At 59.6% G+C, this 15890-nt stretch carries 12 protein-coding genes; 4 read left to right on the top strand and 8 right to left on the bottom strand.

The genetic code is table 11. The features are described from left to right. Positions 1-428: 428 nt before the first annotated feature. On the bottom strand, positions 429-1097 hold the full coding sequence (locus tag PSH79_RS25785; protein ID WP_305440242.1) for a polysaccharide lyase family 7 protein: 669 nt from the start codon (positions 1095-1097) through the stop codon (positions 429-431). A 321-nt stretch (positions 1098-1418) separates the two neighbouring features. On the opposite strand from PSH79_RS25785, the gene PSH79_RS25780 reads away from it, so the two are divergent. The 3 genes from PSH79_RS25780 to PSH79_RS25770 all read left to right on the top strand — a co-directional run bounded on the left by PSH79_RS25780 (position 1419) and on the right by PSH79_RS25770 (position 4492). After that, positions 1419-3542, top strand: a complete 2124-nt coding sequence (locus PSH79_RS25780) for a bifunctional diguanylate cyclase/phosphodiesterase (protein ID WP_305440241.1) — start codon at positions 1419-1421, stop codon at positions 3540-3542. Between the two features lie 44 nt (positions 3543-3586). Next, on the top strand, positions 3587-4078 hold the full coding sequence (locus PSH79_RS25775; RefSeq protein ID WP_305440239.1) for a M48 family metallopeptidase: 492 nt from the start codon (positions 3587-3589) through the stop codon (positions 4076-4078). A 117-nt stretch (positions 4079-4195) separates the two neighbouring features. Continuing rightward, complete coding sequence (locus PSH79_RS25770; protein WP_007913779.1) at positions 4196-4492, top strand: helix-turn-helix domain-containing protein; 297 nt, start codon at positions 4196-4198, stop codon at positions 4490-4492. Positions 4493-4610: 118 nt separating this feature from the next. Here PSH79_RS25770 and PSH79_RS25765 read toward each other — a convergent pair whose 3' ends face one another. Then, positions 4611-5063 carry a GNAT family N-acetyltransferase gene (locus tag PSH79_RS25765; protein WP_095187088.1) on the bottom strand — a complete coding sequence of 151 codons (453 nt, stop codon included), beginning with the start codon at positions 5061-5063 and terminating at the stop codon, positions 4611-4613. A 255-nt stretch (positions 5064-5318) separates the two neighbouring features. Here PSH79_RS25765 and PSH79_RS25760 point away from each other — a divergent pair, with 255 nt between their 5' ends. Continuing rightward, positions 5319-6056: an ABC transporter substrate-binding protein gene (locus PSH79_RS25760; RefSeq protein ID WP_305440236.1), complete on the top strand. Its 738-nt coding sequence runs from the start codon at positions 5319-5321 to the stop codon at positions 6054-6056. Between the two features lie 122 nt (positions 6057-6178). Here the strand turns inward: PSH79_RS25760 and yccS are convergent, their stop codons facing one another. From yccS to PSH79_RS25730, 6 genes are all read right to left on the bottom strand, one after another. After that, positions 6179-8371 carry a YccS family putative transporter gene (gene yccS / locus PSH79_RS25755; RefSeq protein ID WP_305440235.1) on the bottom strand — a complete coding sequence of 731 codons (2193 nt, stop codon included), beginning with the start codon at positions 8369-8371 and terminating at the stop codon, positions 6179-6181. A gap of 263 nt (positions 8372-8634) precedes the next feature. Further along, positions 8635-9813 (bottom strand): NAD(P)/FAD-dependent oxidoreductase, encoded by a 1179-nt coding sequence (locus PSH79_RS25750; RefSeq protein ID WP_305440234.1) that lies wholly within the window; start codon positions 9811-9813, stop codon positions 8635-8637. Positions 9814-9949: 136 nt separating this feature from the next. Next, a complete protein-coding gene (gene dbpA / locus PSH79_RS25745; RefSeq protein ID WP_238156321.1) occupies positions 9950-11287 on the bottom strand; it encodes an ATP-dependent RNA helicase DbpA in 1338 nt (445 codons plus the stop codon). A 233-nt stretch (positions 11288-11520) separates the two neighbouring features. Next, positions 11521-12948 (bottom strand): multidrug transporter subunit MdtD, encoded by a 1428-nt coding sequence (gene mdtD / locus PSH79_RS25740; RefSeq protein ID WP_305440233.1) that lies wholly within the window; start codon positions 12946-12948, stop codon positions 11521-11523. A 150-nt stretch (positions 12949-13098) separates the two neighbouring features. Continuing rightward, positions 13099-14436 carry a TldD/PmbA family protein gene (locus PSH79_RS25735; RefSeq protein ID WP_305440232.1) on the bottom strand — a complete coding sequence of 446 codons (1338 nt, stop codon included), beginning with the start codon at positions 14434-14436 and terminating at the stop codon, positions 13099-13101. Next, positions 14436-15878: a TldD/PmbA family protein gene (locus PSH79_RS25730; protein ID WP_305440231.1), complete on the bottom strand. Its 1443-nt coding sequence runs from the start codon at positions 15876-15878 to the stop codon at positions 14436-14438. The genes PSH79_RS25735 and PSH79_RS25730 overlap by 1 nt, the downstream gene beginning before the upstream one ends. Positions 15879-15890: the final 12 nt, after the last annotated feature.

Here is a 15890-nt window from a genome sequence, read left to right as displayed (position 1 = left end):
TCGCTACTAAACGAAGGGGTGGCAGCTGAACGCAGGTTAGTAGACCGGGGAGACGCGACCGGCGCACCCGAAGGTGCCCTGCGAACAGCTACCATCAAGCACAGGTGTAAACCCGACTGAATGGTGCCAATGCGCATCGCGTAACCACGGGCTACTAAACCCGATCACTGGAAATCAGTGACACGAATCAAGTTACCGATGGCCCTCCAGGCGCACAAGCCGGCGGATTCTGGCGTACCCGTAGGCAACGACGCAAGCTGTTGTAGGCTTCGGGAAGTAACCGCCGACAGATCTAAACAACACCGTTTAAATGTAGGAGCTGCCGAAGGCTGCGATCTTTGATCTTGCTTTTGATATTGAAAAGTCAAAGTCAAAAGATCGTCCGATCGCGGCCCGAGCCTTCGGCAGCTCCTACAGTGGGGATTGGGTTACTTGTCGTGATCGATGTCGAGTTTGGAGAAGGTTACCTGGCCGCCTTCGCTGGTGTATCCGGTGTTGTCCTGCACATAAACCCCTGCCTTGAAGTACAACGGCTTGTTGCGCCAGGTCGCGCTGATCTGTGAATCCCATTGATAACCCGCCGCACTCACGCCCAGCGCGCCGCCGGGGCTGAGGTGGATGAGGTAGTTGAATTCGCGATCCATTTTGATTCCGGTGGCGAGGGTGATGACGCGGCTTTCCGCATCGTCGGGATGCATACGCACCTTGATTACCAAGTTGCCGGTCTGGGTTTTTTCTTTGTATTGATATTCCAGCTTCACCATTGGGCGCTGGCTTTCATACGCGTGAATCTGGCCAATGACGATCTTGCCGGAACTCGGCACTTTGTTGACCGTGAGGGTCGCACGCAGCAGGTTGTCGGCGTCGGGGTAATACCAGTTGCGCAGGGTGCCGTTACTGTAGGTTTCGCGCAGTTCGGTGCGCGGGTAGATGGCGTTTTCGGTTTTTGACCCGGTAACCGGTGACCAGAAGAACAAAGTGCCGGTGTCGGAATGGAAGTATTGATCCTTGAAGCCGTTCACCAGTTTGGAGGTTTCGACGGTGTATGGCGGGCTGCCAACGGGAACGCTGAGGTTCCAGGTTGCGAGATCGATCATGTCGGTTCTTCCACTCAAGTTTTACTGCACGCACGTGCCAGAAGCTCTAGCCCGCGCGTTTTGGGGCGGCCTTTATAAGCGTAGAGGGAAAATTTGTTAACGCCCGTCTGGCAGATGATTGACGTCAACATCCTGTCGAAATGCCATCTGTGCCGGTTTCAGCGGGCTACAGCGGTGACCGTTAGTCGGCAAGTCGCGGCTTTGTTTAAATGATGGCCTGATGACAGCTACTGCTTTTGTCGATCCGCGACTAGAGTGATGGCTCAATACGTGTACGGTTTTAACCAGAAAACCGCCTGTAGTCCCGATAAGAGAAGCAGCATGGAATGCGCGCAACCCCAGCCAGGTGAAGGCAACTCTGTCCTTTTGATCGTCGATGATTACCCTGAAAACCTGATCAGCATGCGCGCGTTGTTGCAGCGTCAGGATTGGCACGTGTTGACCGCCGCTTCCGGTTTCGAGGCGCTCAATATCCTCCTCGAACACGACGTCGATCTGGTGCTGCTGGATGTGCAGATGCCCGGCATGGACGGCTTCGAAGTCGCGCGACTGATGCGCGGCAGTCAGCGCACGCGGCTTACGCCGATCATCTTCCTCACGGCCAACGAACAATCTCAGGACGCCGTGATCAAGGGTTACGCCAGTGGTGCGGTGGATTACCTGTTCAAACCGTTCGATCCGCAGATCCTCAAACCCAAAGTGCAGGCATTGCTGGAGCACCAGCGCAATCGTCGGGCGTTACAGCGTTTGAGCCGTGATCTTGAAGTGGCGCGAGCGTTTAATGCGTCGGTGCTGGATAACGCTGCCGAGGGCATTCTGGTGCTGGGCGAGGACGGTTTGATCCGCTTTGCCAACCCAGCGATTTCACGACTGCTCAATGCCCCGGTGAAGGAGTTGGAGGGTAAAGAGTTTCTCGATTATTTGCAGAAACCACACATTCCCATGTGGGCCGATTCCGAATTCCGTACAAGCTATCAGCGCGGCGAAACCCTGCGGTTGCACGATGCCTTGCTGCGCACCGCGCCAGGGCAGCAAGTTCCAGTGGCGCTTTCCTGTGCGCCGCTGCCCAGCGAACAGCACGCGATGGTGGTGACGGTGCTGGACATGTCGGTGGTGCGCCATCTGCATCAGCAACTGGAGTATCAGGCTGTCACCGACCCGCTGACCGGTTTGCTCAACCGTCGCGGTTTTTACCAGACCGTGGAAAACCTGCTGCTGCGCGGTGAGCGCAGCGACAGCAGTTGGGTCTTGTTGTATCTGGACCTCGACGGCTTCAAACGGGTCAACGATTCCCTCGGTCACGACGCTGGCGATCGGGTGTTGCGCTGGGTCTCCGAGCAATTGAAGGCCTGCCTGCGGCCGTTCGACATTCTCGCGCGTATGGGCGGCGATGAATTCACCGCGTTGCTGGATCTTGAGTTTCCCGAGCAAGCGGCGAAGATTGCCGAGAAACTCATCGAACGGGTGTCGATCTGTCAGCAAATCGAAGGGCTGGATATCGCCCTCGGCGCGAGCATCGGCATCGCCACTTATCCCGACTGCGGATCTAACCTCGACGGGCTGCTGCGCGCTTCTGACATCGCCATGTACGAAGCCAAGCGTGCCGGGCGTCAGCAATATCGTTTCTACGATCACGAAATGAATGGCCGGGCGCGCTCGCGTCTGATGCTGGAAGAAAGCGTGCGTGCCGCTATCGAGAACCGCGATTTCAATCTGGTTTATCAACCGCAGGTGGCCATCGATAGCGGCCAGATCCGTGGATTCGAGGCGCTGTTGCGCTGGCAGCACCCGAGCGTGGGTGATGTACCGCCGGGTCTGTTTTTGCCGTTGCTGGAAGAGGCGCGGTTGATCAGTCGTCTCGGCAGTTGGATTTATCATCGCGGCGCCGGCCAGCGCAAAGCCTGGGAAACCCTGTTTGCCGAGGATCTGGTGCTCGGCGTGAGTCTGAGCAATACCCAGTTCAGCCTGCCGAATCTGGTCACCGAGCTGCGTCAGGTGATGGAGCGACATGCCTTGCAGCCGCGACAACTGGAAGTCGAGGTTACTGAAGAAGCGTTGATGCAAAACCCCGATGAAACCCGCAAACAACTGCGCCTGCTGCGCAATCTCGGGGTGCGTGTGGCGCTGGATGACTTCGGCTCCGGGCCGTGTTCGCTGGCGCATTTGCGTGACCTGGAACTGGATACGCTCAAGCTCGACCGTCATTTGATTGCCCGACTGCCGGATTCGACACGCGATGCTTCGCTGGTGAGCACGGTGATCGGTCTGTGCAAGCAATACGGTTTGCTGGTGATTGCCGAGGGTGTCGAAACCATTGAGCAATACCAATGGCTGCAGGCTCACGGCTGCGAATATGTGCAAGGCTTCCTCGTCGCGCGTCCATTGATCGCCGAGGATGCTGCCAGCTTCGCCGAGCCTTTTGACTGGAGCGCGTTGCCCGGTTGAATTCGCTACACTGGCGCACCTTTTCTGAGCCGTGCCGCCCGTCCATGACTGTGTTGAAGTATCTCCAGGCCTATCCCGCGCATTTGCAGGATCAAGTGCGCCAACTGATCGCTGACGGGCGTCTGGATGAATACCTGGATCAACGTTACTCGGGGCGGCATGACGTGCAGAGCGACAAGGCGTTGTACAGCTATGCGCTGGATCTGAAGCAGGAATACCTGCGTAATGCGCCGGCCATCGACAAGGTGCTGTTCGACAACCGCCTCGACCTGACCCACCGCGCCCTCGGTCTGCACACCACGGTTTCGCGGGTGCAAGGCGGCAAGCTCAAGGCCAAGAAAGAGATTCGTATCGCCTCATTGTTCAAGGACGCCGCGCCGGACTTTCTGAAAATGATCGTGGTGCATGAACTGGCGCACTTCAAAGAGTCGGATCACAACAAGGCGTTTTATAAATTGTGCGAACACATGCTGCCGGGGTATCACCAGGTCGAGTTTGATCTGCGCGTGTATCTGACTTGGCGGGACATGCAGTGAAGAACAAAGATCAAAAGATCGCAGCCTTCGGCAGCTCCTACACTGGAATGCGTTCGCCCCTGTAGGAGCTGTCGAAGGCTGCGATCTTTTGATCTTCAATAAATGCGGAGTGCATGCATGGACGTCAGCAAGACCAAAAGCAGTTTCTATCGACGCTTGTATGTGGCGTATCTGATCGACAGCGGTCTGGCCCCAAGTGTGCCGACGCTGACCGAAGTGACCGGCATGCCCCGGCGCACGGCGCAGGACACGATTGCGGCGCTGGCGGATCTGGATATCGTTTGCGAGTTCGAGCAGGAAGAGGGCGCACGCAACCATGCCGGGCGCTATCGGATTCGCGAGTGGGGGGCGATTGATCGGGGGTGGATCGAGCGGAATTTGCGGCAGATCAAGGCGGTGCTCGAGTATCCCTGATTCCTGAGTTGATTGGGCTGACGCCATCGCTGGCAAGCCAGCTCCCACAGGTTTTTCTGGTGTTCACATCAGTTGTGAACGACGCAATTCCTTGTGGGAGCTGCCAGCGATGGGGCCTTCAGGAACGACGCATCCCTATGTGTGGAATGTCATCCTCCAGATATTCCTCACCCGCCACCACAAACCCGTACTTGCCGTAATACCCCTGCAAGTGCGCCTGCGCCGACAGATAGATCGGCACCTGCGGCCAATGTTTCTCAGCCTGTTTCAACGCCTGTTCCATCATTTCGTGCCCTAGCCCTTTGCCCCGTCCTTGTGGCGCGGTGATCACGCGGCCGATGACCACGTCGCCGCCCTGGGACTCCGGGTCCAGCAGGCGCAGGTAGGCCATCAACTGATCATCTTCCCAACCCATCAGGTGATAGGTATCGCCTTCCAGATCCTGACCGTCGAGGTCCGGATAAGCGCATTTCTGCTCGACGACGAACACTTCCGAGCGCAGCTTCAACAGCGCGTACAGCTGTTCCTTGCCCAGATCACTGTGATGCTTGCAGACCCATTCGATTGTCATTTTCCGATTCCTTGAACGTGTCGCCCGATACTAAGCGCAGGCGCGAAAGATGTCTGTATGGCGTAAGAGTCTGTGACAAAGGTCAAAATGCCATCATTCCTTTCTCGCACCTGTGTCTTCTTTGTGTAATCTGCTGGAGAGCGATGTGCACTCGCTGCCATGAGCTAATGTTAGGGCCTGGGTTTTGCCGGTAAGGGGCCTTGGGGTTTTGGCTGAAAACACACCGGGCGTGCCGCCCGCTAAGGATTTTCAAGCATGCCGCGACTGCATCGAGCTTTTGCTTTGATCGGATTGCTCTTGCTGGCCCAGACCGCTGCAGCCGAAAAGCTGCGGCTGGTGTTTGATATCTGGCCGCCGTTTACTGACGACACACTGGTCAACGGTGGCCTGGCCACCGACATTGTCAGCACCGCGCTGGCGCGGGCCGGCTATGCCAGCGGTTATGAGCAAGTGCCGTGGGCGCGGGCGCTTCTGGGTGTTGGCGAGGGTCGCTACGATGTGCTGGTCAACGCCTGGTACAACGACGAGCGGACCAAGCTCGGTCAGTTTTCCGGTGAGTATCTGGTCAACCGCATCCGCTTTCTTAAACGCAAAGACACGCCCATCGAATACAACAACCTGCAACAGCTGCACACCTATCCGATTGCCGTAGTGCGCGGTTACGCCTACTCACCGCCGTTCGATGCCGACACCGCGTTGCAGAAAGTCCCTGTGCATAACTTCGCCATGGGCGTGCGCATGCTCGCGGCGGATCGGGTCAAGCTGACGCTGGAAGATGAATATGTCGCGCGGCATTACCTGGCGCGGGAATCAGCGAAAGTGCGCAATGCCGTGGAGTTTTTGCCCAAGCCGTTGAGTGAGAACAGCCTTCATATATTGGTGAGCCTGAAGAATCCGCAGCATGAGCAGATTGTCGCGGGGTTTGATAAGGCGATTGAGGCGATGAAGGCGGATGGCAGTTATGACAAGTTGCTGCGCCAGCATGGGATGTGAGGTGCTGATCCTGAATTTGCTGTGTGTCTGATGGCCTCTTCGCGAGCAGGCTCGCTCCCACAGGGGGGTTGTGTCGTGCACAAATCCAGTGTGGGAGCGAGCCTGCTCGCGAAGGCCTACTGTCAGCCAGCGCTTACTTCAGAGGTGTCCTTGATCAGATGGGCCGCCAACGTGCGCAACGGCCCCAACTGCCGGCAGATCAGCGCCAGTTGTGTCTGCACCAGCCGCTGCCCTTCATCAATCTCATCCGGCATCTGCTCCAGCTCGTTGGCCAGCGCTTCTTCCTCATCACTCTGAATCGCAATCGGCTGCTTGCTTGCCAGTCCTTGGGCGATTTCATCGATGCTGCTGGCCAGTTTCACTCCGGCGCCGTCAATCAGATGCTCGCGCACATCCGCTGGCAACTGAGTCTCGCGATGCGCGCCCAAGCCTGAGAGATAACTGAGCAAGGTGTGCGACAGCACCAGAAAGCGGAAACCGACATCCGCTTCCTTCCGGAAATGCCCCGGTTCCATCAGCATGTTCGCCAGCGTTGTCGACAGCGCCGCATCGGCGTTGTGGGCGTTGCGCCGGGCCAGGCGATAAGCGAGGTCGTCGCTCTTGCCGGCGGCGTATTGCTGCATGATCTGACGCAGGTAGATGCTGTTGCAGGTCAGGGTGTTGGCCAGCACTTTGTTCAGGCGTCGACCCTGCCAGTCGGGCAGGAACAGGAACACCGTCAGGCCGGCGATCAGGCTGCCGAGCAGGGTATCGAACAGCCGTGGCAGGAACAGCCCGTAACCGTCGCCGACCTGATTGAAGCAGAACAGCACCATGATGGTGATCGCGGCGGTGGCCAAGGTGTAGCGGGTGGTGCGGTTGGTAAAGAACACCACCCCGGCGGCGATGGCGAAGCACGACTGCACCAACGGGCTCGGGAACAGATCGAACAGCGCCCACGCCACGGTCAGGCCGATCGCCGTGCCGAGAATCCGCTGACCGAGTTTGCGTCGTGTCGCGCCGTAGTTCGGCTGGCAGACGAACAGCGTGGTGAGGATGATCCAGTAGCCTTGCGACGGGTGAATCAAATGCACCATGCCGTAGCCGATACTCAACGCCAGCGGCAAACGCAGAGCATGGCGGAACAGCAGCGACGTCGGTGTCAGCTGTGTGCGCAGGCGAATCCACACATCTTTCAGGTTGCGCGGCGAGCGATCGAGCAGGCTGCTGTCGGTGGCATCGGCCAGGGCGTCGGGGTTGCTCGCATCGCTGAGCAAGCGGTCGAGGGTGCCGAGGTTGGCTGCCAGTGCGCGCAGTGAACGCAGCAGGCCACGCCAGGCCGGATTGCTCTGGATGCGCAAGTGTTCGAGGGAGGCGTCGAGGTCGCTCAGGGCTTCGGCGAAACTGGCGTCGTAGATGAACGGCTGGCGCATCTGGATCGATTCGGCCAGCGCCCGGCAGGCCTTGCCTTGCTGGCGCAGCAGGCGCTGGCAGCGGAATAGCACGTCGCTGTGGAAAAACGCATCGGCCAGCGCGTTGTACGGATAGTGCGAAGAACTGGCGCGTTCGTGGATGTCCTGGGCGAGGAAGTACAGCTTCAGGTAACGGCTGACTTTCGAGCCGGGGCGACCGTTGCCGACCCGGTGCAGGATGATTTCCTTGGCGCTGTTCAGTGCTGCGACCACGCGACCGTTTTGCTGGGCCAGTTCCAGGCGCCGGGCTTCGACGTCCATCTGCCGGATCGGCTCGAACAGCGACGATTTCAGCTTCAGGTAAAAGCCCAGTTCGCGGAACAACCGCGCCAGACTTTGCTGCACCGGTTGATTGGAGAACAACGCCTGCCACAGCACGGAGAGCAAGCCGTACCACGCGGCACCGGCCACCAGCAGCATCGGCTCATGCCAGAAATCGATGACGGCACCGCCGCGCTGATCGACGCCGATCATGGTGTACACGGACAGGATCAAGGTCGCCGAGGCAATCGCGCCATAGCGTTCGCCGAGCGCACCGAGCATGGTCAGGCCGAAACTGGCCAGCGCAAGCGCTATGGCGAAGATGATGGGGTAGGGGAAGAGTAATTCCACCGACAGTGCGGCGATGCTGAAACACACCAGCGTCACGGCGAGTGCGTTGAGGCGGCCCTGCCAACTGTCGTCGGTCTCGGCCAGGGCGCTGGCGATAATCCCCAGGAACAACGGGATCAGCAGACCCATTTCATCCTGATACCAACACAGCGCCATGCTGCCGGTCAGGGCGATGAACACCCGCACGCTATAGCTGAATTTATCCAGCGCCCACAGGCGCCGCAAAGACTGACGAAACGAGGTCGAGGACATGAAGTGCGAAGGCCTTCCGAGGCGATGCCGCTAAATTGAGCCAGTAATGACGCCGACGCAATGGCGCCGATCACATCTGACAGCAAAAAGTGTTCCTTTGAGATCTTGTGCCGGATTAAATCTTGGATTGGGCACATAACCCTGTGGGAGCTGGCTTGCCAGCGATGGCTGCCTGACAGTCAACAAAGATGTTGGATGTACCGACCTCATCGCTGGCAAGCCAGCTCCCACAGGGTCTGCATTTCACATTCGAGAGAATGAGATCAGACGTACTGCGCGGCAGCGTAGCCCGAGGCCCAGGCCCACTGGAAGTTGAAACCGCCCAAGTGGCCAGTGACATCGAGCACTTCGCCGATGAAATACAGTCCCGGGCTTTTCAGTGATTCCATGGTCTTGGACGACACTTCGCGGGTATCAACGCCACCGAGTGTGACTTCGGCAGTGCGATAACCCTCAGTGCCGGCCGGCACGACTTTCCAGCTGCCGAGCTTCTCTGCAATTTCCGCCAGTTCCGCGTGGGTGTATTGCTTCATCGGCTTGGACACAAACCAGTTGTCCGCTAGCAGGTTGGCCATCTTCTTGGTGAAGATTTCGCCTAGCAGGGTTTTCAGTTCGCTGTTCGGGCGTTCGGCCACTTGCTGTTGCAGCCATGCGGCGGCGTCGTGATCGGGCAGCAGGTTGATCTCGACGGTGTCGCCGGATTCCCAGAACGAGGAAATCTGCAAGATCGCCGGCCCACTGAGCCCGCGATGGGTGAACAGGATGTTCTCGCGGAAACTCTGGTCGTTGCAGCTGACCAGACAATCCACCGAAGTCCCGGACAACTCGGTGCACAATTCCTTGAGCTGATCGGTGATGGTGAACGGCACCAGGCCAGCGCGGGTCGGCAGCAGTTCATGGCCGAACTGTTTGGCTACCTGATAACCGAAACCGGTAGCACCCAGCGTCGGGATCGACAGACCGCCGGTAGCGATCACCAGCGATTGGCACTGGACCTGGCCGAGGGTGGTGTCGAGCAGGTAACCGCTCTCGACTTTCTCGATCGTCTGGATCGACGTGTCGAGGTGCAACTCGACGCCGGCCTGATCGCACTCGTCGAGGAGCATGCCGAGGATGTCGCTGGATTTGTTATCGCAAAACAGCTGCCCGAGTTTTTTCTCGTGGTACGGCACGGCGTGCTTGCCGACCATGCCAATGAAATCCCACTGGGTGTAACGCGCCAGTGCGGATTTGCAGAAGTGCGGGTTCTGCGAGAGGAAATTGCTCGGTTCGGTGTACATGTTGGTGAAATTGCAGCGGCCACCGCCCGACATCAGGATTTTCTTGCCGGCCTTGTTCGCATGGTCGAGCAGCAATACCTGACGCCCACGCCCGGCGGCGGTCAGTGCACACATCAACCCAGCGGCGCCAGCGCCAATGATCACGACTTCGGTAGAGCGCAAAACGGTGTCCTCTGAAATGTCACCACAAAACGAACTGTAGGAGCTGCCGCAGGCTGCGATCTGTTGATCTTGTTTTTGAGATCAAGATCAACAGATCGCAGCCTGCGGCAGCTCCTACAGGGGAGTTACGTTGTTCTTACAAAATACGTACGCGCAACGAACGGCCCTTGATCTTGCCGTCGTTCAGGCGCTGCAGGGCCTGCATGGCCACCGTGCGTTCAACGGCCACATACGCCTGGAAGTCGAAGATCGCGATCTTGCCGACCTGAGCGCCCGGAATCCCGGCATCGCCAGTCAGAGCACCGAGGATATCGCCCGGACGCACCTTGTCTTTACGGCCAGCGCCAATGCACAGCGTAGTCATCGGCGGCTGCAGCGGGGCGAGGCCCTGGGACTTGAGGTTGTCGACCTGATCCCAGTTCAGCGGGGATTTCTGCAGTTGCTCGATGGCCTGCGCGCGGTGCGCTTCGCCCGGTGCAACGAGGCTGATCGCAATGCCTTTCTCGCCAGCACGACCGGTACGGCCGACGCGGTGAATGTGGATTTCCGAGTCGCGGGCCAGTTCGACGTTGATCACCATGTCCAGTGCATCGATGTCCAGACCACGGGCGGCGACGTCGGTGGCGACCAGTACCGAAGTACTGCGGTTGGCGAACATCGCCAGCACCTGGTCGCGGTCACGCTGTTCCAGATCGCCGTGCAGGCCGACGGCGGAAATGCCTTTGGCGGTCAGGTGATCGACGGTTTCCTGCACCTGCTGCTTGGTGAAGCAGAACGCCACGCAGGAGGCCGGGCGGAAGTGGTGCAGGACCTTGGTCACCGCGCTCATGCGGTCTTCCGGGGAAATCTCGTAGAAGCGCTGCTCGATCTGCGTGTCATCGTGGAACGCTTCGGCTTTCACCGTTTGCGGATCACGCATGAATTTCGAGGCCAGTTGCTTGATGCCCACCGGGTAGGTCGCGGAGAACAGCAGGGTCTGACGACGCTCCGGGGTCTTGACGATGATGTCTTCGATGGCGTCGTAGAAACCCATGTCGAGCATGCGGTCGGCTTCGTCGAGGATCAGCGTGTTCAGGCCATCGAGCACCAGCGAACCCTTGCGCAGATGCTGCTGAATGCGTCCCGGGGTGCCGACAATGATGTGTGCGCCATGTTCCAGCGAAGCGATCTGCGGGCCGAACGACACGCCGCCGCACAGGGTCAGGACTTTGATGTTGTCTTCGGCACGGGCCAGACGACGGACTTCCTTGGCGACCTGGTCGGCCAGCTCACGGGTCGGGCAGATCACCAGCGCCTGGCAACCGAAGTAGCGCGGGTTGATCGGATTGAGCAGGCCGATGCCGAATGCAGCGGTTTTGCCGCTGCCGGTCTTGGCCTGGGCGATCAGGTCCATCCCCTTGAGGATCACCGGCAAGCTCTGCGCCTGGATCGGCGTCATTTGGGCATAACCGAGGGATTCGAGGTTAGCCAGCATGGCGGCGGACAGCGGCAGAGTATTAAAAGCGGTGGCGATGGTGGTCACGGGACTGGCCTGCAAAACAAAATGTCGCGCAGTGTAGCAGCCCCGGGCCACTTTCCTCGAAAGTTCTGGACGAACAGCGATTGAGCCGACAATCCCGAGCCTTGCTGACTAGTGAGAAACTTGAGGCAAAGGAGCTTTTGTGGCGAGTGGATAAATCCCCTCGCCACAAAAGCCCCCATTACAAATTAATGTTCGATGTGTTCTTCCGGGCGTTTGGCGCGCCGGCCATCTTCTTTTGACAGTTGCGAGAAGATCGTCGCGGCGAGCATCGCCATGATGCCGACGGTGACAAAGGTCAACTGGAACGCGCCGAGCACGGTTTCCACACCATCGTTGCCGATCTCCGCCGTAAAACCACCGAGCAATGCACCGGCGCACGCCACGCCGAGACTCAACGACAACTGCGCGACCACCGACAGCAGACTGTTGCCGCTACTGGCGCTGGCGTCATCGAGGTCGATCAGGGTCACGGTGTTCATCGCCGTAAATTGCAGCGAGTTGATTGCGCCAAGCACCGCCAGCAGGCACAAGAGCAACCAGTACGGTGTCTGCTCGCTGACCAGGCCCATGCTCGCCAGCATGATCCCCAGCGCCAGCGTGTTGCCTGTTAGCACGATGCGATAGCCCAAACGTTCGATCAGCGGCCGCGCGACCCACTTGGCGACCATCGCCGCAGCGGCCAGTGGCAGCATGCTCATCCCGGCTTGCGACGGTGAATAACCCAGCGCCACCTGCAGCAGCAACGGCACCAGAAACGGCAAGGCGCCGCTGCCCAGACGGGCGAACAGGTTGCCGAGAATGCCGACGGCAAATGTACGAGTCTTGAACAGCGATGGCGCGAACAATGGATTTTCGATATGCCCGGCGCGCAGCCAGTACGCCGCGAGACACGCCATGCCGCCGAACAGCAGCAACATCACCCGCAAGTGTGGCAGGTGCAGTTCGCCGAGGCCTTCCATGGCGACGGTGATCAGGATCATCGCCGCACCAAACAGCAAAAAACCGAGGCTATCGAAGCGTGTGCGTTCGCTGCCGCGCAGGTCGGGAATGAATTTCCATACCGCGTAACAACCGATCACGCCCACCGGCAGGTTGATCAGGAAGATCCAGTGCCACGTCAGGTACTCCACCATCCAGCCGCCCATGGTCGGGCCGATCAATGGGCCAAGCAGGCCGGGAATGGTGATGAAGCCCATGATCCGCACCAGTTCGGATCGCGGATAGGCACGCAGCACCACCAGTCGCCCGACCGGCAGCATCAACGCACCGCCCAGGCCCTGAATCACTCGGGCGCCGATCAGCATGCTCAGGCTGCTCGACAACGCGCAGAGCAGCGAGCCGAGGCTGAACAGCAGGATCGCGCCGAAAAAGATTTTCTTGGTGCCGAAGCGGTCGGCGATCCAGCCGGAGGCGGGAATCAGCAACGCCACGGTGAGCATGTAGGCGATGACCACGCCTTGCATACGCAAGGGATCTTCGGCCAGATCGCGAGCCATGGCGGGCAGGGCGGTGTTGAGAATGGTCCCGTCGAGGGACTGCATGAAGAACGCAATGGCGACGACCCACGGCAACCAGCGGGCGGTAATGGCGTCGAGAGGCGGGCGGTTGGGCATGGAACCTCTTGTCGTTAGGGCTAATGCATACTCAGAGTCGAGTGCAGTCAAGTGGGAGCGAGCCTGCTCGCGAAAGCGGTAGATCATTCAACATCAATGTTGAATGAAATGGCCTCTTCGCGAGCAGGCTCGCTCCCACAGGTTTTGTGTTTACAGGGTGAGCGTGAGTCGGCTGACCAGCGCCCCCGGCAGCAGTGCCGACGAAGTATTGCGCTGGCTGTACGTGCTCGCCGACAGCAACATCTCGCGTTCTGCCGTCAACGCTTCCAATTGCGAACCGAGCAGGTTGTAGGCGCTGTCATCAAAACGCATGGTGCTGACCGGCGCCTGAATCTCGCCGTTCTCGACCCAGAAGGTTGCGAAGCGAGTCATGCCGGTGAGGCGCGCCGCCGGTTGATCCGAGAAGTTCAGGTACCACAAATTGCTGATGTACAGCCCGGTGCCCAACTGCTTGAGTATCTCTGCTTGCGACAGATCACCGGCCGCCATGTTCAACGCACTCGGTGCTTCACCACCGCTGGCGCCGTTGGCGGTCAAGCCGTATTCGGCGGCACTGCGCGACCCCACCAGTTGCTCGCCGGCCTTGCCTTCGATGATCAGCCGCAGATCGCTGCGCGGATAACCCTCGCCGGAAAACGCCGGGCTCAGTGAGCCGCTGACTTTTTCATCCAGCGATACCAATGGGCTGAATGTCTGATCGCCGCCATACAGCTTTTGCAGCGGGCTGCTTTTGCTGGCAATCGACTGTGCCGAGAAACCACCCCAGCACAACATGCCCATGATTTCTTCCAGTGCGGCGGGTGCCAGGTAAGCGCGGTACTGCCCTGGTGCCAGGGTGCGCAGCGGGCGACCGAGAAACTCAAGCTGCTCGCGGGCCTGCTGGAAACGCTTGGTGAAGCCTTCGCTGCTCCATTCGTGCCCGGCGTAGCTCGCCTTCACCGCTTCGCCATTTTCATGGAACAGGCTGAAGTCAAAGTTGAAGCTGTTGGCTTGATGCCAGCCGAACGCACCCGCAGAGCTGGCGAAACCACGGCTGATCGGGCCGGCCGCATAGAAACCGACCAGATCCAGACCTTCAGCCGCAGCGCAGATTTCTGCCACGACCTGCTCGGTGTCAGGCAGCGGATGTTCCTGGATGTTCTTGCTCTGCCAGCCGTTGTGGTTGAGCAACAGATACGGATCCTGCGGCAGCAGCGGCAAGGTTTCGCGCAGTTGTTGCAGGCCTTCGGCGAGCCGTTGCAGATCGGCTTCCTGATCACCGGACAGGGTGATGTGCAAGTCAGCGTGGCGGCCGTCGTTGATCAGCTTCAGGCCAACCTCCGCTTGCTGCACTTGCCCGGCCTGCCGCACCTTGGCGTGGTTGAAACGCACGAATGCCGAGGATTCGGCGGCATAGCTGAGGGTGAACTGCTCGGGCTCGCGCACGCTGTCGCGCAGCCAATTGACCATGATCTTCAAGGCGTCGGACTGACTCTTCGAAATGCTCATCAGGCGTCTCCCCCAAATACATCAACGTTGCTGAATACGCAGGCCGGTGAAGCGTGGCCGACGCGGATTACCTGGTTCGGTTCGCCTTTGCCGCAGTTTGGCGTGCCCAGCACCTTGACGGTGTTGGCATCGCCGACAGCGCGCAGGCTCTTCCAGAAGTGCGCGGAAATCGCCCGGTAGTTAGGGTTTTTCACCACGCCTTTGAGTTCGCCGTTTTCGATCAACTGACCCCATTCGCAGCCGAACTGGAATTTGTTGCGCGCATCGTCAATCGACCACGAACGGTTGGTGCTCATCAAAATGCCGTGCTCGATGCCCTTGATCATCTGCTCAAGTGGCTGGTCGCCCGGCTCGATGTTGAGGTTGGCCATGCGGTCGATCGGCGGCCGGTTCCAGCCGCAGGCGCGACTGTTGGCGACGCCGTCCAGCCCGGCACGGAACTGCGACAGTGCACCGCCCAATGGCCGGAGTAACAGGCCTTCGCGAATCAGGAATTGTTTGCTGGCCTTGGTGCCGTCGTCGTCATGGCCGTAGCTGGCGAGTTCTTCGGGAATACCCGGATCGAACGTCACGTTGAGCAGTTTCGAGCCGTATTGCAGGCTGCCGAAGTCGCTGGCTTTGACGAAGCTGGTGCCTGCGTAATTGCGTTCATCGCCGAGGATCCGGTCGAGTTCCAGCGGGTGGCCGATGGACTCGTGGATCTGCAACATCATCTGGTCGGGCATCAGCAGCAGGTCGCGCGGGCCCTGCGGGGTGTTCGGTGCGAGCAGCAGTTGCAAGGCCTGATCGGCGACTTGCGGGCCGGCGCCGATCAGGCCGCAGCGGCTGATCACATCCGCGCCGCCCTGCTGGCCGAAGTTCTCACGGCCGAGGCTGCGGGTCTGGCTGTCGTTGCCGTCGTAGGCGGTGACGTCGAGGCTCGGATACACGAAGCGCTGGGCCTGACGCAATTCGGCGCCGGCACTGCTCAGGTAGATCTGCTCGACGTGGGTGATGCCGATGCTCACCTCCCAATTCACCAGGCGCTCATCCTTTGGCACCGAGGCGGATTCCGCGCCGAGCAGCTCGAAGCATTCGCTCAGGGACGGGAAGGGTTGCTCAAGATTGGGTGAAAAGTAATCGGCGCGGTCGCTCGAAACCGGCTGATTGCGCAGGTCGAGCAAGGCGTGGGGCTTGAGCCGGCGGGCCTGCTGTTCGGCGCGCTCAAGGGCGGCTTGCAGGCCTTGTTGCGAGAGGTCGTTGGTGGCCGCGTAGGCTTCGACACCGTTGACCCGCACCGTGAGCATCGCGCCTTCGTCGCGGCTCAGGCTTGGCGGCTCGGCAACGTTCTTGCGCACCGACAGGTACTGGCCGGACTCGCGTACATACCGCAGGGAAAAGAATTCAGCGCCCGTGCGCAAGGCAGCGAAGCGCTGCTTGAGCTGGGGGTGGAAATCGAACATTCGGGAACCTCC

Origin of the sequence: Pseudomonas sp. FP2196 (genome assembly GCF_030687715.1) — a bacterium.
GTDB lineage: Bacteria > Pseudomonadota > Gammaproteobacteria > Pseudomonadales > Pseudomonadaceae > Aquipseudomonas.
This window is presented reverse-complemented; position numbering and strand designations above follow the sequence as displayed.